The organism is Neisseria wadsworthii 9715 (assembly GCF_000227765.1).
In the GTDB taxonomy this organism is placed as follows: domain Bacteria; phylum Pseudomonadota; class Gammaproteobacteria; order Burkholderiales; family Neisseriaceae; genus Neisseria; species Neisseria wadsworthii.
The window spans coordinates 2047452-2067398 of sequence record NZ_JH165159.1 but is presented as its reverse complement, the minus strand read 5'-3'; the positions used below and the strand labels follow the sequence as shown (position 1 = coordinate 2067398).

Below are 19947 nucleotides of genomic sequence, written 5' to 3'. Positions count from 1 at the left end.
AGTGTTAACTTATGCCTGTCTGAAAATTCAGGTGTTACGAAGCTTTGAAAAGGTTTTTAATGGATTTATTTTGGCAATATGCCGCACTTTTTTTCTCTGCTTTTACTTCCGCTACGATTCTGCCCGGCACTTCGGAAGCAGCGCTGGCAGTGATGGTGCACAATTACCCGCAAAGTTTCTGGTGGGCGTTCTGGCTGGCCGCTTTCGGCAATACTTTGGGTAGTATTGTTTCTTACGGCATGGGCCGTTTGCTGCCGCAAAAATACAAACCGAGCGGTAAAACAGAAGCCTGTCTGAAAAAATACGGTGTGTGTGGGCTGTTGTTGGCTTGGGTGCCGTTTGTAGGGGATGCTTTGCCGATAGCGGCAGGTTGGTTGCGCTTGCCTTTTGCTATCAGCTGCCTGATGCTGGCAATCGGAAAGATTGCGCGTTATGGGGTATTGATGATGGGCTTATCGGCTTTTTAATTTTGCATGTTGTGCATCAAGGCTCTGCCGAGCAGGGCAAAAATCCGCTACAATACGCGTTTGCATTTTTCTTAAAAGAATCCGCATGAAAGAGCATAAAGCCCGCAAGCGTTTCGGACAGAATTTTTTGCAGGATACGCGCATCATCAATGATATTGTTAATGCCGTGCGTCCGCAGCATGATGATACGGTTATCGAAATCGGCCCGGGTTTGGCCGCAATTACCGAACCATTGGCGAAAAAGCTGGGCCGGCTGCATGTTATCGAAATCGACAGGGATATTATCAAACGCCTAAAAACGCTGCCGTTTGCCGATAAATTAATCATTCATGAAGGTGATGTGCTGCAATTCGACTTCAATAGCGTGCCGAGCAGGAAAAAAATTGTGGGCAATCTGCCATACAATATTTCCACGCCTTTGCTGTTTCGTTTGAGCGAAGTGGCAGATGATGTGGAAGACATGCATTTTATGCTGCAGAAAGAAGTGGTCGAGCGCATGGTGGCCGAGCCGAAAACCAATGATTACGGCCGTTTGGGTGTGATGCTGCAATACTTTTTCGACATGGAAATGTTGATTGAGGTGCCCCCCGAATCATTTGATCCTGCGCCGAAAGTTGATTCTGCCGTGGTGCGTATGATTCCGCAAAAAGGGCGCATTGGTATAGCGAACGATTTTAAGCATTTCAGTATGTTGGTTAAAGCTGCGTTTGCGCAGCGACGCAAAACCATACGCAATAATCTAAAAGAAATTGCCTCCGATGAAGATTTGGCCGAAGTGGGCATTAATCCGCAGGATAGGGCCGAGCATATTGCGCCGGAGCTTTATGTGAAACTGAGTAATTATCTGACAGAAAAAAGCCTGTCTGAAGAAAGAAGTCAATGATTAAATTTAAAAATGTACACAAACATTTTAAAGACCTCCACGTGATTAACGGCGTGAATTTGGAAATCAAGCAGGGTGAAGTTGTGGTGGTGTGCGGACCCTCAGGCAGCGGTAAGTCGACGCTGATCCGCACTGTCAACCAGCTGGAACCTATTCAGAAAGGCGAGATTTGGGTAGATGGTGTGAATGTGGCCGACCCTAAAACCGACTTGAACAAAATCCGTGCCGAGGTGGGTTTTGTGTTTCAGCATTTTAATCTGTATCCACATTTGACGGTGCTGGAAAACATCACGCTTTCACCCATGAAAGTAAAGAAAGTAAGCCGGGCAGATGCCGAGAAGAAAGCGGTTGAGCTGCTGGAGCGGGTAGGGTTGGCGCATAAAAAAGACGCTTTTCCAAGCGAATTATCGGGCGGGCAGCAACAGCGTGTGGCGATTGCACGCGGATTGGCGATGGAACCGCGCGTAATGTTGTTTGACGAGCCGACTTCCGCGCTTGATCCTGAAATGGTGGGCGAAGTGTTGAAAGTCATGAAAGATTTGGCCAAAACCGGTATGACCATGATGTGTGTAACTCATGAAATGGGATTTGCACGCGAAGTGGCCGACCGCATTATTTTTGTCGACCACGGCCAAATTTTGGAAGAATCGGATCCTGAGAGCTTTTTCTTAAATCCGAAAACCGAGCGTGCAAAGCAGTTTTTAGCACAAATCAAGCATTAATTTAAAATTGTGGCTTAAAAAACGCTTGAATTTTTCAGGCGTTTTTTCATTTTTTCAGACAGGCATGTAAGTGGATAATAAGGGAATCGATGTAAAGCCCGATGTGGCTGTATCTTATGGAAAGCAGATTGGTTATAATACTCAAGCCCGCTCCGAAAGCGATATTCGGATACGGGCTTGATTTTGGAGTCCTCTATTTATTCACCTTTTTCAACTTGGCGTTTGTTGATATTGATTGTGCTTTCTTTAGCTTGGATTGTCAACAATTTTGTTTAAGATTGTGAACGATTTTTGAAAATATTTTGGTTTAAATAATACTTATGATGGACACGGAAAATATCGCCGCTATTCAATCAACGGTGGCTTCACCGGTGGAAGTAATCGAGCGTCATGATTCGGAGCTTACCCGCGTTTACCATGCGATTTTAAACGCGATTATGGATGGTGTGTTGTTGCCGGGGAAAAAGCTGACGGAATCGGATTTGTGCCGACAGATGGTGTGCTCTCGAAATACGGTGCGCGGTGCGCTTTCTTTGCTGGCGCACGATAAAATTGTGGATTTGCTGCCTAACCGTGGTGCGTTTGTGCATGTGCCGGATTTGCAGGAAATCCGCGATGTGTTTTTTATGCGGATAGCTTTGGAAGAAATGACGGTGGACAAGCTGGCTGAGCTGCCGGATGCACAAGAAAAATTGGTACCGCTCTATCGACTGGTGGCACAGCAGGCAGAAGCGCATGAAGCAGGCGATAGAGTAGGGCGAGACCGTTTGTCGAATGCGTTTCATATCGAGTTGGCCCGGGTTTTGGATAATCAGGTGCTGGTGGAGATGATGGCTTCTTTGTGTGCGCGTTCATCGCTGATGGTTGCGCTTACGGGGCGTGCGGTGAAGCACGAAAGTTCCAACAACGAGCATACGGAAATGCTGACGCTGTTGCAGGAAGGTAAGTATAGGCGTGCGGCAAAAAAAATGCGCAAACATCTGGAAGTGGTATTGGCTCACTTGGAGGAGCGGTTTGAAGAAGCGGAGGATGAGGTTGGTTTAATGCCTGCTTAATATGACGGTAAGCGGCCGGAATAATGAGAATGCCTGTCTGAAAAAGTGGTTTTCAGACAGGCATTGTATTTGAATTTTACCGGCTTTCATTATCGGCCAGGATTTTTTCGTATACCGCATCGGGCACGTAGCGGCGTATCATTTGACGCCAGCCGTTGGGGCCGACCATGCCTTTGACCATCGTAGAGGATACTTCGGCGAATTCGCGCGGCGGCATCAGAAAGATAGTGAGAATGTCGGGCTGGAGGTCGGAGTTGATATAACGGATGGTGCGCTCGTATTCATAATCGGAGGCTGTGCGGATGCCTCGAACGATAAATTTGGCGTCCACATCGTGAGCATAGTCCACTAAGAAGCGGTTTTCAAAGGAATGGATGCACACGTTGGGAAATTCTTGGGTAATTGCCTCAAGCATGGCATAGCGTTCGGCTATGGTGTAAGTGCTTTTTTTATCGGGGTTGACGCCGATGGCGATAATCAGCTCGTCAAACATGGTTTGCGCCTGCCGTATCATCCAGAGGTGGCCGTTGGTGGGCGGGTCGAAACTGCCTGCGTATACAGCTCGGCTGATGGGGTGGTTCATGGTTTTGTTACTTAAGGTCAATTGAGTTGGGCAGCATAGACCGATTGGGCGAAATTGTCAAAACATATGGCGGGAAACCGGATTATTCGGAAATCCTGCACCGTATCTTTGAGTATTTAGGATTGAAAACAGTCTTTGATTAATAGTGATTTTTATTAACTTTAATGGTTTGGGTATGGTATGCTAATTGAGATTGCTGCGGCAATTTGTGGTGAACCAACCGAAACTGTTTGCTACTTGGTTGTTGCAAATAATGGGTTGTGCTTTGTTATATCGTTTAATCAACAAGGAGAGAAATAATGTTATCGGAAAATATGATCAAACGTTTAAATGAGCAGCTGAATTTGGAGCTTTATTCGGCAAATGTGTATCTGCAAATGTCCGCTTGGGCGGATAACAATGGTTTTGAGGGGGCGGCCAAGTTTTTGAAAGCGCATGCTGCTGAAGAGATGCAGCATATGTACCGCTTATTTGATTATCTGAATGAAACCGGTGCTTTAGCGGAAATCGGTGCGGTGGCGGCGCCGAGGTCGTGTTATGCAGGCTTGAAGGAAGTGTTTGAGGAAGTGTATAAGCACGAAAAAGACATTACGATGAAAATTAATGAGTTGGTTGAGAAAACGCTTTCTGAAAAAGACTTTTCTTCTTTCAACTTTCTGCAATGGTATGTGGCAGAGCAGCACGAGGAGGAGCGTTTGTTTAAATCGATTTTGGATAAAATTAACTTAATCGGCGATAACGGCAACGGTTTGTTCCATGTGGATAAGGAGTTAGCTGCGTTGGCGGATGCGAAGTAAAGTAAGCCGTCGGATGCAAAAATGCCTGTCTGAATGTTCTTTTTCAGACAGGCATTTTGGGTTCTAGCTGGATATTGAGTTAATCTTCGCCGCTGAATACACCTAAAATGTTCAGCAGGCTGCTGAAGATATTGTAGATAGAAATGAAGATGGTCAGCGTGGCGCTGATGTGGCTGTTTTCACCACCTTCGATGATAGTGCGTACTTGCCACATAATCATCAGTGAGCTGAAAATGGCAAAGCCGGCAGATACGGTTAAGGTTAACGCGGGAATTTGCAGGAACCAGCTGGCAACCATGCCGATAATCAAAACCACGGCGCCGACAGTCAGGAAACGGCCCAGCCCGTTGGTGTTCACATTGGCACGGCGCGCTAAAGCAGCCATAGTGAAGAACACGCCGGCAGTCATGGCGGCGGCGATGCCGATTAATTCACCGCCGTTGGAATAACCGAGGGTGCGTTGCAGCAGTGGGGAAATCAAAATGCCCATGCCGAATGTAAATACCATCAGCAAAGCGACGCCTGTGTTGCTGTAACGGTTTTTCTCGATCAGAAAGCACATGCCATAAACGAATGCAAAGAAAACAGCCAAAGCAATCCAAGGGCTGCCGAAAGTAGCAAAGACGTTGAAGCCCATCAGGGTGCTGGCAACGGCGCCAATGGCGGCCGGCACGAAAGAGAGACCCAGCAAACCGTAGGTTTTGCGCAAAACGGTGTTTTGGCTGACGCGGCCTGCGGTGTCGGTGTAGTTGTAAACATCATGATTCATGGTGCATACCTTTATTGTGTGAGTGGATTAAGATTTGGATTTTAACAGTAAATAGAGCATCTTGTGTGATATTTCAAGATGGATGGTGAAATTTAAGTGATTTTATTTTTTGTAGGCGGAAGAATGTTTGTCTGAAAAAATGTTTTTGAAAGACAATGGATTTTGTAGTGGTTAACGATAACCGGTTGTGAAACCGAAGGTTTTCAGACAGGCCTTCAGTGTTTGCCCGAGCGCCAAATCGACCAGATAATCCATAAGCTGTTGATTAGCGCCAGAAGATAGCCGATAAAACCGATAAATTTGGGGCCGGTGTCGATGCTCATCACGATTGAGGAGCCGATAATCAGTGCGGCCGTAACGATGCCCATAGTCAGGCGGTTGGCGGTGCGGTCGAGCTGGTGGTTGAGCTGGTCGATGCGTTTGATGTCTAAATTGATGTTGAACTGGCCTTTTTGGATGCGGCGGCTTAAGCGGATGATGTTTTGCGGCAGTTCGTCGGCTGCTTGTATCAGCATTTGGCCGTGCATACGGCTTTTGCGCAAGATATGCTCGGGCGACAGGCGTTCTTTCATCACTTCCGTTACGATGGGTTTGGCACGCTCCAGCAACTCGGAGCTGCCGTCGAGCCGTTTTACGACGCCTTCCAACGTAATCAGGGTTTTGAACAACATCACCAAATCGCCCGGTAGGGTAAGTTCGTGCCCGCGCATGATTTGGGTGATGTCGTTAATCACTTGGCTGATGCGCAAATCGCGGATGGCGGTGTGTTCGTAGTTGAGCAGCATTTCCAATACATCGGCACCCAGCAGGTTTTCGTCGGGTAATTCGCCTTGTGCCCAATTGCTCAATACATATTGCATGGAAAACTGGTCGCGCTGGATCAGGGCGTTGATGAGTTCGATAATTTCGCGGCGGCGGGTAGCGGAAAGATGGCCGACCAAGCCGAAATCTATGAAGCTTATGGTGCCTTCTTTATCAAGAAAGATGTTGCCGGGATGGGGGTCGGCGTGGAAAAAGCCTTGTTTTAAAATCATGGTAAATAAGGTGTCGGTAATCCGTTGCGCCATCAAGGTCCGCGTTTCCGGGGGAAGGCTGTCGAGATCGGTATCCAGCAGAAGTTTGCCTTGAATGAATTCCTGTACCAGAATCTGGCGGTTTGAGATGTCGCGGTACACTTTGGGAATATGCACATAACTGTGATCGCTGAAGGCATTTTCAAACCGTTGCATATAACGCAGCTCCACCGATAAATCAGTTTCTTTGGCTAGGCTGCGGGCGAAGTATTGAACCATCTGCAAGGGGCGGTAGCGGCGGGTTTCGGGTATTTCCGATTCGATGAGTCCTGCCAGATGGGTGAGAATGCGTAAATCGGCATTAATGATTTTTTCGATACTCGGCCTTTTGATTTTGATGGCGACGGTTTCCCCGCTGAGCAATACGGCTTTGTGCACTTGTGCGATGGATGCGCTGCCGATGGGCACGGCGTCAATGCTTTGAAATATTTCGTTAATCGGCCTGCCCAGATGTGATTCGATAAGGGCATGAATATTGGTAGTGGGGATGGGGGGAACGTTGTTTTGCAGCTGCTCGAATTCTTCAATCCATTCGGCATTGAAAATGTCAACCCGGGTGGAAAGGATTTGTCCGAGTTTGACAAATGTAGGGCCCAGCTCTTCAAAGGCCAGTCTGAAACGGCGCGGCGTGCTGATGTAGCGGTAGTGGTTTTCGGCGGCATCTTCCTCGGTAAGCGTTTTGCCCGACAGTTTGATCCGCTGGACAAACTCTCCCAGACCGTATTTGCTCAGGATGGCGATGATTTCCCTTAGGCGGGAAAAATCGCGTATGGCGAGTAAAGTTGGTATCATCATGGTTTTTGAGGTATCTTTATGGCTTTCTGCTGTATATATGGGGCAGTGTGCAAATCTTTTGCGGGGTTGAGTGCCAAGTATTACGTCGGTAAACCTTAGGATAACGAATAAAGCCTTTTACAACAATGTTTTTTATTGGTGCAAGGAGAGGGCCGGTAGGAGAATATTGCTGCAAAAGCCTTTTACATTAATGGAAAGTGTTCATGAGATTTTTAAAGCAATTGGGAGCGGTGATGCTGGCTTCGGTAGCGCTGTGGTTCGCACCGCCGGCTGAGGCAGACGATTTGGAGCAGTTTATCCGTTTCCAGGCGGGCGGTATTAATTTTGGCGAACCGATGCCGGTGGGGCAGGCCATCAGCCAGAATGAGGCAGACCAGTTAATCGGAAGCGCTATGAGTCTTTTGGGCGTGGCGTATCGCTTTGGCGGAACCAGCATTTCAACCGGCTTTGATTGCAGCGGCTTTATGCAATATATTTTCCGCAAGAGCATGCAGGTCAGCCTGCCGCGCACTTCGGCAGAGCAGGCCAAAGTGGGCTCGCAGGTAAGCAGAAGCGCTTTGCAGCCGGGAGATATGGTGTTTTTCAGCACTTCGGGCCGCCGCATTTCGCATGTGGGCCTGTATATCGGTAACGACCGTTTTATCCACGCGCCACGCACGGGAAAAAGAATCGAAGTAACCAGCTTGAGCAATAAATATTGGAGCAAGCGGTATGTTACGGCGCGGCGCGTTAAGAAAAACGATCCGTCCCGTTTCTTGAATTAAGGGGTATGCCATGAGTATGCCGCAGATGCCTAAATGGTATGGAGAGGATGGTACCATCGTTTCCTGTACCGAAAAAATCAAGGTAATGAATGAAAATATGACCGAGCTATTTCAGCTGGCGCAAGATGCGTTTGAAGACGGCCTTTTGATGGGTTGCGGCGAGGCGCAGCTGAGGGAATATCTGGTTCGGCTCGTGGAAGGTGTGGAGAATCCTTATAAAAAATAAAGATTGTTAAAATATTTATAATGCCTGTCTGAAAAGCGGTTTCAGACAGGCATTCTTTGTAGTATAGTGTAATTGGCTCGTTGTTGTTTATTACTTCATCAAAACCGGCCAAAAACGAATATAAGAAAAATACAAACGAAGGATACATCATGATTTTATCGCTCAGCATTATTTTCGGCTTTCTCGCAGTGGGGGAAGCCGTTGTTTATTTAACAGGTCTGAAATTTCCGGGCAGCATTGTGGGCATGGGCTTGCTTTTTGCGGCCTTGCAGCTTAAATGGGTAAAACCCTCGCAGCTTCAGAAAATGGTAGATACCATGATGGCAAATCTTGCGCTGTTTCTGGTGCCGCCTTGTGTTGCGGTGATGAGTTATCTGGATTTGGTAGCACGCGATTTTGTGCCGATTGTTACGGCCACGGTAATCAGCACGTTTGCGGTGATGTTTGTGACGGGTAAAACCCATGAGATTTTACGGAGAAAATGATGGAGCCGATGAATGTGTTCAAACATCCGATGGTGCTGCTCTGGCTTACGGTTACCGCTTATTGGGTAGCCAATATCTTGCGCACGCGCACGGGGAATGTGTTGTTCAATCCCGTATTGCTGAGCACAACGGCGATTATCCTCTACTTAACTGTCTTAAATATCGACTACGCAACTTATCACGAGGCGGCGGAATTTATTGATTTTTGGCTGAAACCTGCGGTGGTAGGGCTGGCGGTGCCGCTTTATAACAACTGGGAAAAAATCCGTAAACAATGGCTGCCGATTGTGATTTCACAAGGAGCAGGCAGCATTACAGGCATTGTGAGCGCGGTGTATATTGCGAAACTGATGGGCGCGGATCGGGAGGTAACACTGAGCTTGGCGGCCAAGTCGGTAACCAATCCGATTGCGATTGAAATCACCAAAACCATAGGCGGTATTCCGGCGATTACGGCGGCGATGGTAATTGTGGCAGGTATGCTCGGGCAAATGGCGGGCTACCGCATGATGAGTGTGAGTACGGTCACCAAGCCGATGTCGCAAGGGATGTCGATGGGTTCGGCTTCACATGCGATGGGCATTGCGATTTCAATGGAACGCAGCAAGAAATATGCGGCCTATGCAAGCTTGGGTTTGATTTTTAACGGTGTGCTCACGGCGATATTCGTGCCTATTTTGATTCCTTTGATGGGTGTGTAAGCAACTTAAAAACAGTAATTCGTCATACTCGGGCTTGATTATGAGTATTTTCGAATATTGCTGAAACCCAAGATAATCTGGCCAGGCCAGAGTATGAAGGTAAGTGTTATTATGGGATGATCTAACAATAAATGCCTGTCTGAAAAGTTTCAGACAGGCATTTGTGTATCTTGCTGCATGATTAAAACAAATTGTCCATCACTTCGCGTTGCGGAGCCGGAGCCGGAGCCGGGCGTTCGCTGCGGTTGCTTTGGCTGCGCGGCGCTTGCTCTGCCTGAGTGGGCGCAGGTTCGCGGGAGCGGCGGATGGGTTCTACTGGTGTTTCTCTCTGGGCGTTTCGGTTGGTGTTTTCGGCAGCCGGCTCACTGTTGCGTTTAGGGGTTTGGGGTTTTGCCGTGGCGCGGGGGGCTGCGGGGGTGTGGTCGTGCGGTTCTTCGGCTTGGTCTTCGTCGTTATCGTTTTTGTCTTCTTCGGTGGCTGTTTTATCTTTGCTGTTGTCGTCTTTTGGGGACTGTATGGCAGATGCCTGTGAGGCGCTTTGAACGGTTACGACAGTGCCTTTGCCGCCGTTGGGTGAGAGTAATTCAACTTGGGGCTGGTTGGCGCTGGTGCCGGTTTGATCGGTGCGCTTGATTTGTTCTTTAGTGGTTACGACGGAAAAGGTGTAGCCCACTAAGGCAAATACAATCAATGCCACGATGGCCAGTGCGATAAATAACAGTTTGCGGGGCGTCAGTTTGAAGCCGGATTTGGTGTTGCTCATTATTGTTCTCAAGTGTGTATCAGGCCGCCGTTTGGGATACGGTGGTTCGAAAAGCCTGTCTGAAAATGGGGTTCAGACAGGCATTCGGGTATTATTGTTTGGCGTAGGTTTGATAGAGGGTAATCACTTTTTGCACGCCGGCGGTGGTGCTGATTTTTTGGGTTACCGCAGCTTGCTCTTCGGGCGTGAGAATGCCCATTACATAGGTTACGCCGTTGTAGGTAACGATTTTTACGCGGCCGGGGTACACGCCTTGGATGCCCAATAGGGTGGTGCGCACTTTGGTGGTGCTCCATGTGTCGATACCCACATCGTTAAACGTGCGTTGGGGCGAGGCTATGTCGATGTAGTTGTAAACGGCTTGCACGGCTTGCTCGGCGCGTGCGATTTGTTCGACAAATTGTTTTTCCTGCTCCGAAGAAACTTGGCCGAGTAAAAGAACATGGCGGTTGTAGCTTACCACGGAAAGGCGCGGTGCGTAGCCGGAGGTTTGGTTATTGTTTTTCAGATAGGAAATAGCGGTGTTGTGGATACGCAGCTCCATCACTTGGTCGTCGGCTTGGGCGCCGGTGCTGCGGCGGTCGAGGCCGGATTGCGTGCCGACGGCGGCACCGCCGAGTAAGGCTGCGGCGCAACCGCTCAATCCGGTGGACACGGCAGCAGCCAGCAATAGGGTTTTTAAGGTTTTGTTCATGCGGAATTCCTTAATGTGGCAATCCGGCCTTTGGCGGCCGGTATTGAAAAAAGAAAAATATTTTAACGGTTTATCGCCGGTTTGGACGTTTTTGCCGATAATCGGTTGCCAAAAGCTTTCAGACAGGCATTTACATACCTTCGAGCAGCATGGTGTCGATAGAGTCGCACAGGGCGTGTATCAGCAGGATGTGGGTTTCCTGAATGCGGGCGGTGCGCGGATGGGGCACGTTGAGCAGCACGTCGCTGTCTTTCAGCATGCCGGCGATTTTGCCGCCGTCGCGGCCGGTAAAGGCGATAACGTGCATGTCGCGCTCGTGGGCGGCTTTGATGGCTTCGATTACGTTGCCGGAATTGCCCGAAGTGGAAATGCCGATCAACACGTCGCCCGCGCGGCCTAGTGCGCGCACCTGTTTGCTGAAAATATGGTCGAAGCCGTAATCGTTGCCGATGGCGGTAAGGGCGGATGTGTCGGTGGTGAGCGCCACGGCGGCCAGTTCCATACGCTCTTTTTCAAAACGACCGGTCATTTCGGCGGCGAAATGTTGGGCGTCGGCAGCCGAGCCGCCGTTGCCGCAGGCGAGGATTTTGCCGTCGTTCATTAGGCAGTTCATCATCAGCACGGCCGCTTCGGCGGTGGGTTCGGCCAGCACTTCGGCTGCCTGCTGTTTGACTTGGATGCTTTCTTCGAAATGCGCGGCTACGCGCTCTTGTAATGTTGTCATGGGTTTAACCTGTGATGTTTTGAATCCATACGGGCGCGTCGCTGCCCTGAATCAATACCGCATCGAGGCGGCAGGGTAGCCTGCCTGCTTTGCGGGTTTGCAGATAATGCTCGGCGCTGCGGGTGAGCTTGGCCAGCTTGGCCGGGGTGATGCTGTGTGCCGCGCCGCCGAAGCTGCTGCTTTTGCGGTATTTGACTTCTACGAAAAGCAACATCTTACCGTGTTTGACGATTAAATCAATCTCGCCGAAGGGGCAATGCCAGTTCCGTTCGACCAATGTGCAGCCGCGGCTTTCTAAAAACGCCAGCGCCGCATCTTCGCCCGCCGCGCCTGATGTGTGGTTTAAGCGCATAATCCGATTCGCCCGTATAATGTGGTTTTAGTTTTTCAGACAGGCATTCCGATATGATGCAGAAACATTACCAAAAAGCCTGCGAAAGTGTTGAGAAGCAGACATTATACGTGGTTGCCACGCCTATCGGCAATTTGGGCGATATCACGTTGCGCGCGCTGGCGGTGTTCGCCAACGCGGACATTATCTGCGCGGAAGATACGCGGGTAACGGCGCAATTGCTGAGCGCCTACGGCATACAGGGCAGGCTGGTGAGCGTGCGGGAGCACAACGAGCGCCAAATGGCCGACAAAATCATCGAAGCGTTGGCGGCGGGGCAGAGCGTGGCGCAGGTTTCCGATGCGGGTACGCCCGCCGTGTGCGATCCGGGCGCCAAGCTTGCCGCGCTGGTGCGTGAGGTGGGGTATAAAGTGGTGCCTGTGGCAGGGCCGAGCGCCGTGATGGCGGCTTTGAGCGTGGCGGGTGTGACGCAGCCCGATTTTTATTTTTACGGCTTTCTGCCGCACAAATCGGGCGAGCGCAAAAAATTATTCGAGCGTTGGCAAACGGCGGATTATCCGATGGTGATGTTTGAAACACCGCACCGCATCGAAGCGGCGCTCAACGAGATGGCCGAATATTTTCCCGAGCGCACCATCATGCTGGCGCGGGAAATTTCCAAAACTTTTGAAACTTTTTTGAGCGGCACGGTGGAAGAAGTGCGCGTCATGCTGCAGGCAGACAGCAACCAGAGCCGCGGCGAGATGGTGTTGGTGTTGCATCCGCAGGCCGTGCAACGCAGTGAAACGCTGCCGGAAGATGCACAGCATGTGATGAAAGTGTTGGCGGACGAATTGCCGACCAAACAGGCTGCGGAATTGGCAGCGAAGATTACGGGCGAGAGTAAAAAAGCGCTGTATGATTTGGCGCTTGAATGGAAGAAAAGCGGCGGATAAGATTGTTGGCTCAGATGAGCAATGCCTGTCTGAAAAACTTTCAGACAGGCATTGCTCATAATTTTAGCTTAGGGTAAGTACGATTACCACGTGCTGTCTAAATCGTTCTTACGGGATGATTCAACCTCATCTTCACTTGGCGTGTCTGCTGCACGCAGGCGCATCAGTTCGGCAATAGCTTGGGTGCGTTTGTAGCAGGTAATGCCGCTGCCGATAACGATGGCCACCAGAGAAACGCCGAGCAGAAAATTGGTTTGGTTGTAATGGCTTTCTATTGCGCCTAGAAGACAACCCAGTGCCAACACGGCCATGCGCTGCTGTTTGGCCATCGGGCCGAGAAAATCCTGCGGGAAGCCCAAGCTGCCGCCAAACACGCGGATGTAGGCGGTTGCCATAGCCAGCAGGGCGCCCAGCCAGCCCAACCAGCTTTGTCCGATGGCGTAACCCAGCGCCACAATCAAAACGCTGTCGGCCACGCGGTCCGGAAATTCGTTGTAAATTTCGCCGGTGTCGGTTTTTTTGCTGCCTTCAACCGCCACCATGCCGTCGAGCAGGTTACACATCAGCCTGAGCTGGATAAAAATCGCGCAGCCCACCAAAGCCGCGGCATGCTGGCTGTAGGCAAGCAAACCGGCTCCGCAGGCGGCAAATACGGCGCTTAGAATAGAAATCTGATTGGGCGATGGGGAGTCTTTTGCGGCCAGCCACGCTGCAAAGCGGACAATCCATTTATTGTTGCGGAAAGCAACGGGGCGGCGGTTATTGTGAGTCGTCATATTGTTTAAGTGAGTAAAACAGCTGTTAATATTCCTTAAGGATAAACAAGATTTTTGTGTATGCAAAGCGATAAGTTGAGATATGGGGCGTAAAGTGTATAAGCGGCTGTATTTGCCAAACCGGCGACCCGCGTTTTCAGACAGGCATAGATGATTCTTGCCGCTTTGCCGCTTTGTGACAAACCTCCGGCAATTCGGCTATAATCCGCCGTTTCAGCGCGGTTCGAAATCCTCCCGCGATACCAAAACTAGGAACCCAAATGCAAAACGAAAAAGCACTGGTCATCTTTTCAGGCGGCCAGGATTCCACTACCTGCCTGATTCAGGCCATTCAAACCTACGGCCGCGAAAACGTGCAGGCCATCACGTTCCAATACGGCCAACGCCATGCTATCGAGCTGGATTGCGCCCGCCGGATTGCCGAAGACTTAGGCATCGCACAAACCGTGCTCGACCTCAGCCTGATGCAACAAATCACCCATAACGCCTTGATGGACGGCACAGCCGAAATTCAGACAGGCAACAACGGCGTGCCAAATACCTTCGTTGACGGCCGCAACGCCCTGTTTCTGCTCTATGCCGCCATTTACGCCAAGAGCCAAAATATCAAACACATCATCACCGGAGTGTGCGAAACCGACTTTTCAGGCTATCCCGACTGCCGCGACGTATTCGTGAAATCCATGAACGTTACCCTCAATCTGGCGATGGACTACGCCTTCCAAATCCACACGCCGCTGATGTACCTCACCAAAGCGCAAACATGGGCGCTGGCCGACCGTTTGGGCTGCTTCGACTACATCCGCGAACACACCCATACCTGCTACCACGGCGTGGAAGGCGGCTGTGGCGAATGCCCGAGCTGCGTATTGCGCGAACGCGGGCTGGCGGATTACTTGGCCGTGCGGAAATCTGACCGCTAAATACAAACCGACCTTTCACCATAATAAATAAACCAAATAACTCCATTCTGTTTATTTATTACGCATATCCTAATATTCTGAAACCTGTTAGTAGATAAGCTTGGAGAATACAAATGAAATCAATCTTATACCCCTTTATCGTGGCGGGCTTGGCCCTAACCGCACTCAGCGCATGCAATCAAAACAGCCAAAACACGCAAGCTGCCGCCTCAGAAGCCGTCGCATCAGCTGTAACCTCCTCAACTCCTACGCCTGTTGATAAAGAGCATACCGCCGAAAAATTGCTTGATTGGGCAGGCACGTACCAAGGCAAGCTGCCATGCGGATCGTGTGAATACATTCAAACCACGCTGGTGTTGAATGCCGATCGCACTTACACGCTGAGCGAAGATTACAAAAGCAGCAAAGAACCATTGTCAGCCAAAGAACAAGGGCGCTTCGAATGGGAAGACAATGGCAGCATTATCCGGCTTAAACCGAGCAACTCTACCGATCCGTTGGACGAAAGACGCTATTTCATTGCCGAAAAACATGTGTTTCAGCTAGCAGAGGGCGAGAATAAATATAAAGAAAACAGCCTGTATCGTTTGGATCGGCAGGACGCGCAATAATTTTAATAAACAAAAAGAGGCTGTTTTGAAAAATCTCCAAATGCCTGTCTGAAACCGTGTTGAAACTTTCAGACAGGCCGCTACAACAAACCATGAAAATTACCAAAATCTTCACATTCGATTCCTCCCACATGCTCGACGGGCATGACGGCAAATGCCAAAACCTGCACGGCCACACCTACAAACTCGAAGTCGTTGTTGCCGGCGGGCTGATTAAAAGCGGCGCAAAAGACGGCATGGTGATGGACTTTGCCGACCTCAAAACCATTGTCAAACACACCATCATCGAGCCGTTTGACCATGCTTTTATTTATAACGGCAACAACCCGCGCGAAAGCCAGATTGCCGCCCTGCTCGAAGGCTGGAACATGAAAACCATGCGGCTGGATTTCCGTACCACCGCAGAAAACATGGCGGCTTACATGTATGCCTGTCTGAAAAACGCCGGCCTGCACGTGAGCTTAATCCGTTTGTGGGAAACGCCGACTTCCTGTGCCGAGTGCGACGGAGTGTAGAAAAATGATTAAAAATCATGCAGACAACCCCCAATACCGCATCGTCGAAATCTTCGAAAGCCTGCAAGGGGAAGGCTACAACACCGGTATGCCCGCCGTGTTTATCCGCCTGGGCAAATGCAACCTCGCCTGCCCGTGGTGCGACACCGATTACCTGACTTTCAAGCCCATGACGCTGAGCGAAATCCATGCCTGTCTGAAAAGCTATACCGCCCGCAACATCATCATCACAGGCGGCGAACCGACGATACAGCCCAATCTGGCTGCCTTGCTTGATTCGCTCAAAGCCGAAGGCTACCGACTCTGCATCGAAACCAATGGCCTCAACCCCGCGCCGCCGCAGATTGACTACGTGGCCACCAGCCCCAAAGCCTGCTATGCCGAGAAATACGAAAAACAGTGCATAGCAACCGCCGACGAAGTGCGCATTGTGGCGGACGGCGACGTTACCGCGTTTTGCGAGCGTATGGAGCACAAAATCCGCGCCAAGCATTACTACCTCTCGCCTTGCGAAAAAACCGGCGTAATGAATATTTACGACACCATCCGTCAAATCGGCGAACTGAACAGCCGTCCCAACGCTCCCGTGCATTGGCAACTGAGCGTGCAAACGCATAAATGGGCGGGGATTGAGTAATAGAGAAATAGTGTGAAGAAAAACCCAATGCCTGTCTGAAAAATGGTTTCAGACAGGCAGTGAGTTTTATCCGTCGCATCAAAGTGCGTTTAATTGCGGCGGTAAGCTTGGAATGTTCGGCCAAGCCGGAATCTATATTTTATAGTTAATCAACTTAAAAATAGTACATTTGTCATACTCGGGCTTGACCCGAGTATGACGGTACCGTTATTAAACTTAAGTGAATTGACTATAGCGGCAGCTACGGATAGTTTTCGCGTATTTTTCAGACAGGCATTGCATAACACAGATGCCTGTCTGAAACGTTTTTAAAACGCAGAGCCGGGCTGCTTTAGAAATTCGGTTTCTTCCGGCGTGGATGCCCTGCCGAGCACGGCATTGCGGTGCGGGTAGCGGCCGAAGCGGTCGATAATGGCTTTGTGTCGGATTTCAAAATCAACGGTTACGGGGTCGGTGTAGCGTTGGAACAATGGCAGCGCCTGCCCGTGAATGGCGCGGCTTTCGCTGTGCATCAGCGGCATCAGCATGAATTTGCGCTGTATTTCGGGCAGGTGTTCAAAGCCGCTTTGGCGCAACGCTTCTTGGGCAAGGGCAACGGCCATATTGTCTTGTGCGAATGCTTGCGGGCTGTTGCGGAAAAGGTTGCGCGAGAATTGGTCGAGAACAATGATTTCGGCCAGCCGCCCTTCGAGCGTGTCACGCCACACATCAAGCTCGCTCTGTGCGGCCTGCCGCCAAATCTCTGCAAATTGCGTGCGGATGCTTTGGTCGAAGGCATCGCTTTGTTCAAACCAAAAGGGCTGCGCGGCATCGGAAAACCAAAAATCCAAAATCGTTTGCGGAGTCATAAATGCTTTCAGAAAAGTGATGAAAAAAGCATACTCTAGCAGAATCCGATGCGGAACAGGCAATTATGCCCGCTATATTCACACAGGCATTGGTTTGACGGAGCATTGATTCTATAATGATACCTATCTGAAAAATCCGTCCACTCCTTATTCAATTCAAAAGTCAATTCAAAAGCCTGTTATGTCCCAATCTTGTTTCCATTGCGGCCTGCCCGTTCCCGAAGATGTCGATTTGCCCATCCGTTATGAAAACCGCACCGAACCTGCCTGCTGTGCGGGTTGCCAGGCGGTGGCGCAGAGCATTATCGATGCGGGTTTGGGCAACTACTACAAACAGCGCACGGCTGATGCGCAGAAAGCAGGCTTGCCGCCGCCGGAATTGCTTGAGCAGTTAAAGCTTTATGATTTGCCCGAAGTACAGGCGGATTTTGTGGAGACGGATTCGGAAAACGGACGCGAAGCGGTGTTGATGTTGAGCGGCATCACTTGCGCGGCTTGCGTGTGGCTGATCGAGCAGCAGCTTTTGCGGCTGCCCGGCGTGGTGTCGGTGGAGCTGAATTACAGCAGCCGCCGCGTGCGTGTGAAGTGGGACGACAGCCGCGTCAAACTTTCGGATATTCTTTTGCGCATTCAGAATTCGGGCTACAGCGCGGCGCCTTACGATGCGCAGAAAGTGGAAGAAGCGGCGGTGGCCGAGCGCAAAAAATCGCTGGCCCGGCTGGCTGTGGCGGGCTTGTGCATGATGCAGACCATGATGTTTGCCGTCCCCACTTATCTTTACGACGATATCGAGCCGCAATATCTGGAGATTCTGCACTGGGGCGCGTTTCTGATGGTGCTGCCGGTGATGCTGTATTCCGCCGTGCCGTTTTATCAGGGCGCGCTGCGTGATGTGAAAAACCGCCGCGCGGGGATGGATACGCCGGTTGCGCTGGCCATATTGCTGGCGTTTGCGGCGGGCGTGTACGCGCTGCTTTCCAATGCCGGACAAGGCATGTATTTCGAAGGCATCGCCATGTTTGCCTTTTTGCTGCTGCTGGGGCGTTTTATGGAGCAGGCGGCGCGGCGCAAAGCGGGTGATGCGGCCGAGCGGTTGGTTAAGTTGGTGCCGGCGTTTTGCCACAAGCTGCCGGATTATCCCGATGAAACGGTGCAGGAAGCGGCGGTGGCGCAGCTGCGTTCGGGCGATGTGCTGCTGGTGCGCGCGGGCGAAGTGGTGCCGGCTGACGGCACGGTGCTATCGGGCGAAAGCGAAGCCGACGAAGCCATGCTCACAGGTGAAAGCTTGCCGGTTGCCAAACGCGCCGGCGACAAGGTTACGGCGGGCACGCTCAATATTACCGGCCCGTTGGTTGTGCGTGCCGACGAAGTGGGCGGGCAAACCCGTTTGGCGCACATCGTGAAGCTGCTCGACCGTGCGCTCTCGCAAAAGCCGCGCTTGGCCGAGGCGGCCGACAAATATGCCTCGGGTTTTGTGTCCGGCATGTTGCTGCTGGCCGCGCCCGTGTTTGCCGGCTGGTGGTATTTCACCGATGCCTATCAGGCTTTGTGGATAACCGTGTCGCTGCTGGTGATTACCTGCCCGTGCGCGCTTTCGCTGGCCACGCCGACCGCGCTGGCCGTGTCCACAGGCAAACTCGCCGGCAAAGGCGTGCTGATTGCGCGCGGACATGCTTTGGAAGCATTGGCGGCGGCCACCGATGTGGTGTTTGATAAAACGGGCACGCTCACCGAAGGCAAACTGTGGGTAACGCAAACCCTGCTGCTGGGCGGCGAACATGCCGTTCAGGCCGCGCAGGCATTGGAAAGCCAGTCCGAACACCCGATTGCACACGCCATCATGGCATTACCCGTGGAAGAGGCGGCAGATATAGCGGTAGAGCAGCGGGTTAACCGCGTAGGGCACGGCGTAAGCGCCATGCTCACTATCAACGGCAAACGGCAAATCTGGGCCATCGGCAGGCCGGAATTTGTGGCAGAGATCGCCGGCGATATTCCACCGCAATGCGGTGACACAAAACACGAAGGCAGCGTGATTGCATTGGGCAACCAGCAAGGCTTTAGCGCGTTGTTTTTCTTGAAAGACCAAGTGAAAGCCGGTGTGCCGGAAATGCTGGCCGCGCTCAAAAAACGCGGGTTAACGCCGCATATTCTGAGCGGCGACCGCAGAAATGCCGTGAACGCGCTGGCTGCGCAATTGGGCATCGAATCCGCCTGTGCGGAAGCCACGCCGGAGGATAAACTGGCTTATGTGGAAAACTTGCAGCGGCAGGGGAAAAAAGTGCTGATGGTGGGCGACGGCATCAACGACGCGCCCGTGCTGGCGGCGGCGGATGTGTCCGTGGCCGTGGCGGGCGGTGCCGATGTGGCGCGGGACGGCGCCGATGTGGTGCTGTTAAACGAAGACATGGCCGTGCTGCCCGAAATGCTGGAGCAGGCAGCGCGCACCCAAGCCAATATCCGGCAAAACCTGATTTGGGCGAGCCTGTATAACATCATCGCCGTGCCGCTTGCCGCCGCCGGCTATGTAACGCCGTGGATTGCCGCGCTGGGTATGAGCAGCAGCTCTTTATTGGTGCTGATGAACGCGCTGAGGCTGGGTAAGAAATAAGATGGATTCGGGATGGCGGGTGAAATCAGGCAATGCCTGTCTGAAAGGGTTTGGTTTCGCAGAAATTCGCGTTGCCCGTTTCAGACAGGCATTGGCTATTTGAAGTGTAGACAATCAGAGAGATAGTCAAATAAACATACTTCATATCTGAAAAACCGTAACTACACCGGTATTGCCCGTTGGCGCCGCCGAACGGAGCGGGATTTTTGGGGAAACAAGGCCGCTCCCGGAGCGAAGC

Annotated in this window: 24 protein-coding genes; 15 read left to right on the top strand and 9 right to left on the bottom strand. The window is 51.2% G+C overall.

Annotated elements, in window-relative coordinates; genetic code table 11:
- Positions 1–59: 59 nt before the first annotated feature.
- From HMPREF9370_RS09615 to HMPREF9370_RS09600, 4 genes are all read left to right on the top strand, one after another.
- Positions 60–467, top strand: coding sequence for a YqaA family protein (locus HMPREF9370_RS09615; RefSeq protein ID WP_009117292.1), 408 nt, complete (start codon positions 60–62; stop codon positions 465–467).
- A gap of 85 nt (positions 468–552) precedes the next feature.
- Positions 553–1350 (top strand): 16S rRNA (adenine(1518)-N(6)/adenine(1519)-N(6))-dimethyltransferase RsmA, encoded by a 798-nt coding sequence (rsmA, locus tag HMPREF9370_RS09610; protein ID WP_009117291.1) that lies wholly within the window; start codon positions 553–555, stop codon positions 1348–1350.
- On the top strand, positions 1347–2072 hold the full coding sequence (locus tag HMPREF9370_RS09605; protein ID WP_009117290.1) for an amino acid ABC transporter ATP-binding protein: 726 nt from the start codon (positions 1347–1349) through the stop codon (positions 2070–2072). The genes rsmA and HMPREF9370_RS09605 overlap by 4 nt, the downstream gene beginning before the upstream one ends.
- Positions 2073–2395: 323 nt before the next feature.
- Positions 2396–3127 (top strand): GntR family transcriptional regulator, encoded by a 732-nt coding sequence (locus tag HMPREF9370_RS09600; RefSeq protein WP_040667638.1) that lies wholly within the window; start codon positions 2396–2398, stop codon positions 3125–3127.
- Between the two features lie 76 nt (positions 3128–3203).
- Here HMPREF9370_RS09600 and coaD read toward each other — a convergent pair whose 3' ends face one another.
- Positions 3204–3710: a pantetheine-phosphate adenylyltransferase gene (coaD, locus tag HMPREF9370_RS09595; RefSeq protein ID WP_040667151.1), complete on the bottom strand. Its 507-nt coding sequence runs from the start codon at positions 3708–3710 to the stop codon at positions 3204–3206.
- 299 nt (positions 3711–4009) lie between these two features.
- Here coaD and ftnA point away from each other — a divergent pair, with 299 nt between their 5' ends.
- Positions 4010–4507 (top strand): non-heme ferritin, encoded by a 498-nt coding sequence (gene ftnA / locus HMPREF9370_RS09590; RefSeq protein ID WP_009117285.1) that lies wholly within the window; start codon positions 4010–4012, stop codon positions 4505–4507.
- A 79-nt stretch (positions 4508–4586) separates the two neighbouring features.
- On the opposite strand, the gene HMPREF9370_RS09585 is transcribed toward ftnA, so the two are convergent.
- Positions 4587–5276, bottom strand: coding sequence for a Bax inhibitor-1/YccA family protein (locus HMPREF9370_RS09585; protein ID WP_009117284.1), 690 nt, complete (start codon positions 5274–5276; stop codon positions 4587–4589).
- A gap of 215 nt (positions 5277–5491) precedes the next feature.
- The gene (locus HMPREF9370_RS09580) at positions 5492–7144 is read right to left on the bottom strand and encodes an ABC1 kinase family protein (RefSeq protein WP_009117283.1); all 1653 of its coding nucleotides are present in this window, start codon (positions 7142–7144) and stop codon (positions 5492–5494) included.
- A gap of 203 nt (positions 7145–7347) precedes the next feature.
- On the opposite strand from HMPREF9370_RS09580, the gene HMPREF9370_RS09575 reads away from it, so the two are divergent.
- From HMPREF9370_RS09575 to HMPREF9370_RS09560, 4 genes are all read left to right on the top strand, one after another.
- Positions 7348–7908 (top strand): C40 family peptidase, encoded by a 561-nt coding sequence (locus HMPREF9370_RS09575; RefSeq protein ID WP_009117282.1) that lies wholly within the window; start codon positions 7348–7350, stop codon positions 7906–7908.
- A gap of 10 nt (positions 7909–7918) precedes the next feature.
- Entirely contained in the window at positions 7919–8134 is a 216-nt protein-coding gene (locus HMPREF9370_RS09570; protein WP_009117281.1) for a hypothetical protein, read from the top strand.
- A gap of 149 nt (positions 8135–8283) precedes the next feature.
- Positions 8284–8619, top strand: coding sequence for a CidA/LrgA family protein (locus tag HMPREF9370_RS09565; protein ID WP_040667635.1), 336 nt, complete (start codon positions 8284–8286; stop codon positions 8617–8619).
- Entirely contained in the window at positions 8616–9320 is a 705-nt protein-coding gene (locus tag HMPREF9370_RS09560; RefSeq protein WP_009117279.1) for an LrgB family protein, read from the top strand. Before HMPREF9370_RS09565 ends, HMPREF9370_RS09560 begins: the two co-directional genes overlap by 4 nt.
- Before the next feature lie 181 nt (positions 9321–9501).
- On the opposite strand, the gene HMPREF9370_RS09555 is transcribed toward HMPREF9370_RS09560, so the two are convergent.
- The 4 genes from HMPREF9370_RS09555 to HMPREF9370_RS09540 all read right to left on the bottom strand — a co-directional run bounded on the left by HMPREF9370_RS09555 (position 9502) and on the right by HMPREF9370_RS09540 (position 11853).
- Positions 9502–10083, bottom strand: coding sequence for a hypothetical protein (locus HMPREF9370_RS09555; protein WP_009117278.1), 582 nt, complete (start codon positions 10081–10083; stop codon positions 9502–9504).
- A gap of 91 nt (positions 10084–10174) precedes the next feature.
- The gene (locus HMPREF9370_RS09550; protein ID WP_009117277.1) at positions 10175–10777 is read right to left on the bottom strand and encodes a BON domain-containing protein; all 603 of its coding nucleotides are present in this window, start codon (positions 10775–10777) and stop codon (positions 10175–10177) included.
- Positions 10778–10907: 130 nt separating this feature from the next.
- Complete coding sequence (locus HMPREF9370_RS09545; protein WP_009117276.1) at positions 10908–11501, bottom strand: phosphoheptose isomerase; 594 nt, start codon at positions 11499–11501, stop codon at positions 10908–10910.
- A gap of 4 nt (positions 11502–11505) precedes the next feature.
- Entirely contained in the window at positions 11506–11853 is a 348-nt protein-coding gene (locus tag HMPREF9370_RS09540; protein WP_009117275.1) for a YraN family protein, read from the bottom strand.
- Between the two features lie 53 nt (positions 11854–11906).
- Here HMPREF9370_RS09540 and rsmI point away from each other — a divergent pair, with 53 nt between their 5' ends.
- Positions 11907–12788 (top strand): 16S rRNA (cytidine(1402)-2'-O)-methyltransferase, encoded by an 882-nt coding sequence (gene rsmI, locus HMPREF9370_RS09535; protein WP_009117274.1) that lies wholly within the window; start codon positions 11907–11909, stop codon positions 12786–12788.
- Between the two features lie 83 nt (positions 12789–12871).
- Here rsmI and HMPREF9370_RS09530 read toward each other — a convergent pair whose 3' ends face one another.
- Entirely contained in the window at positions 12872–13564 is a 693-nt protein-coding gene (locus tag HMPREF9370_RS09530; RefSeq protein ID WP_009117273.1) for a CDP-alcohol phosphatidyltransferase family protein, read from the bottom strand.
- A gap of 260 nt (positions 13565–13824) precedes the next feature.
- On the opposite strand from HMPREF9370_RS09530, the gene queC reads away from it, so the two are divergent.
- The 4 genes from queC (at position 13825) to HMPREF9370_RS09510 (ending at position 16250) form a co-directional block, all read left to right on the top strand.
- Positions 13825–14487 (top strand): 7-cyano-7-deazaguanine synthase QueC, encoded by a 663-nt coding sequence (gene queC / locus HMPREF9370_RS09525; RefSeq protein WP_009117271.1) that lies wholly within the window; start codon positions 13825–13827, stop codon positions 14485–14487.
- Positions 14488–14600: 113 nt separating this feature from the next.
- On the top strand, positions 14601–15098 hold the full coding sequence (locus HMPREF9370_RS09520) for a copper resistance protein NlpE (protein ID WP_009117270.1): 498 nt from the start codon (positions 14601–14603) through the stop codon (positions 15096–15098).
- A gap of 92 nt (positions 15099–15190) precedes the next feature.
- Complete coding sequence (gene queD / locus HMPREF9370_RS09515) at positions 15191–15613, top strand: 6-carboxytetrahydropterin synthase QueD (RefSeq protein WP_040667149.1); 423 nt, start codon at positions 15191–15193, stop codon at positions 15611–15613.
- Positions 15614–15617: 4 nt separating this feature from the next.
- Positions 15618–16250, top strand: a complete 633-nt coding sequence (locus HMPREF9370_RS09510; RefSeq protein WP_009117268.1) for a 7-carboxy-7-deazaguanine synthase QueE — start codon at positions 15618–15620, stop codon at positions 16248–16250.
- Between the two features lie 308 nt (positions 16251–16558).
- On the opposite strand, the gene HMPREF9370_RS09505 is transcribed toward HMPREF9370_RS09510, so the two are convergent.
- On the bottom strand, positions 16559–17098 hold the full coding sequence (locus HMPREF9370_RS09505) for a DUF924 family protein (protein WP_040667146.1): 540 nt from the start codon (positions 17096–17098) through the stop codon (positions 16559–16561).
- Positions 17099–17279: 181 nt separating this feature from the next.
- On the opposite strand from HMPREF9370_RS09505, the gene HMPREF9370_RS09500 reads away from it, so the two are divergent.
- Positions 17280–19709 carry a heavy metal translocating P-type ATPase gene (locus HMPREF9370_RS09500; protein WP_009117266.1) on the top strand — a complete coding sequence of 810 codons (2430 nt, stop codon included), beginning with the start codon at positions 17280–17282 and terminating at the stop codon, positions 19707–19709.
- The last annotated feature ends 238 nt before the right edge of the window (positions 19710–19947 follow it).

Coding starts and splice junctions, on each gene's coding strand:
- HMPREF9370_RS09615 (WP_009117292.1), top strand. CDS start 60: ATGGATTTATTTTGGCAATATGCCGCACTTTTTTTCTCTGCTTTTACT.
- rsmA (WP_009117291.1), top strand. CDS start 553: ATGAAAGAGCATAAAGCCCGCAAGCGTTTCGGACAGAATTTTTTGCAG.
- HMPREF9370_RS09605 (WP_009117290.1), top strand. CDS start 1,347: ATGATTAAATTTAAAAATGTACACAAACATTTTAAAGACCTCCACGTG.
- HMPREF9370_RS09600 (WP_040667638.1), top strand. CDS start 2,396: ATGGACACGGAAAATATCGCCGCTATTCAATCAACGGTGGCTTCACCG.
- coaD (WP_040667151.1), bottom strand. CDS start 3,710: ATGAACCACCCCATCAGCCGAGCTGTATACGCAGGCAGTTTCGACCCG.
- ftnA (WP_009117285.1), top strand. CDS start 4,010: ATGTTATCGGAAAATATGATCAAACGTTTAAATGAGCAGCTGAATTTG.
- HMPREF9370_RS09585 (WP_009117284.1), bottom strand. CDS start 5,276: ATGAATCATGATGTTTACAACTACACCGACACCGCAGGCCGCGTCAGC.
- HMPREF9370_RS09580 (WP_009117283.1), bottom strand. CDS start 7,144: ATGATGATACCAACTTTACTCGCCATACGCGATTTTTCCCGCCTAAGG.
- HMPREF9370_RS09575 (WP_009117282.1), top strand. CDS start 7,348: ATGAGATTTTTAAAGCAATTGGGAGCGGTGATGCTGGCTTCGGTAGCG.
- HMPREF9370_RS09570 (WP_009117281.1), top strand. CDS start 7,919: ATGAGTATGCCGCAGATGCCTAAATGGTATGGAGAGGATGGTACCATC.
- HMPREF9370_RS09565 (WP_040667635.1), top strand. CDS start 8,284: ATGATTTTATCGCTCAGCATTATTTTCGGCTTTCTCGCAGTGGGGGAA.
- HMPREF9370_RS09560 (WP_009117279.1), top strand. CDS start 8,616: ATGATGGAGCCGATGAATGTGTTCAAACATCCGATGGTGCTGCTCTGG.
- HMPREF9370_RS09555 (WP_009117278.1), bottom strand. CDS start 10,083: ATGAGCAACACCAAATCCGGCTTCAAACTGACGCCCCGCAAACTGTTA.
- HMPREF9370_RS09550 (WP_009117277.1), bottom strand. CDS start 10,777: ATGAACAAAACCTTAAAAACCCTATTGCTGGCTGCTGCCGTGTCCACC.
- HMPREF9370_RS09545 (WP_009117276.1), bottom strand. CDS start 11,501: ATGACAACATTACAAGAGCGCGTAGCCGCGCATTTCGAAGAAAGCATC.
- HMPREF9370_RS09540 (WP_009117275.1), bottom strand. CDS start 11,853: ATGCGCTTAAACCACACATCAGGCGCGGCGGGCGAAGATGCGGCGCTG.
- rsmI (WP_009117274.1), top strand. CDS start 11,907: ATGATGCAGAAACATTACCAAAAAGCCTGCGAAAGTGTTGAGAAGCAG.
- HMPREF9370_RS09530 (WP_009117273.1), bottom strand. CDS start 13,564: ATGACGACTCACAATAACCGCCGCCCCGTTGCTTTCCGCAACAATAAA.
- queC (WP_009117271.1), top strand. CDS start 13,825: ATGCAAAACGAAAAAGCACTGGTCATCTTTTCAGGCGGCCAGGATTCC.
- HMPREF9370_RS09520 (WP_009117270.1), top strand. CDS start 14,601: ATGAAATCAATCTTATACCCCTTTATCGTGGCGGGCTTGGCCCTAACC.
- queD (WP_040667149.1), top strand. CDS start 15,191: ATGAAAATTACCAAAATCTTCACATTCGATTCCTCCCACATGCTCGAC.
- HMPREF9370_RS09510 (WP_009117268.1), top strand. CDS start 15,618: ATGATTAAAAATCATGCAGACAACCCCCAATACCGCATCGTCGAAATC.
- HMPREF9370_RS09505 (WP_040667146.1), bottom strand. CDS start 17,098: ATGACTCCGCAAACGATTTTGGATTTTTGGTTTTCCGATGCCGCGCAG.
- HMPREF9370_RS09500 (WP_009117266.1), top strand. CDS start 17,280: ATGTCCCAATCTTGTTTCCATTGCGGCCTGCCCGTTCCCGAAGATGTC.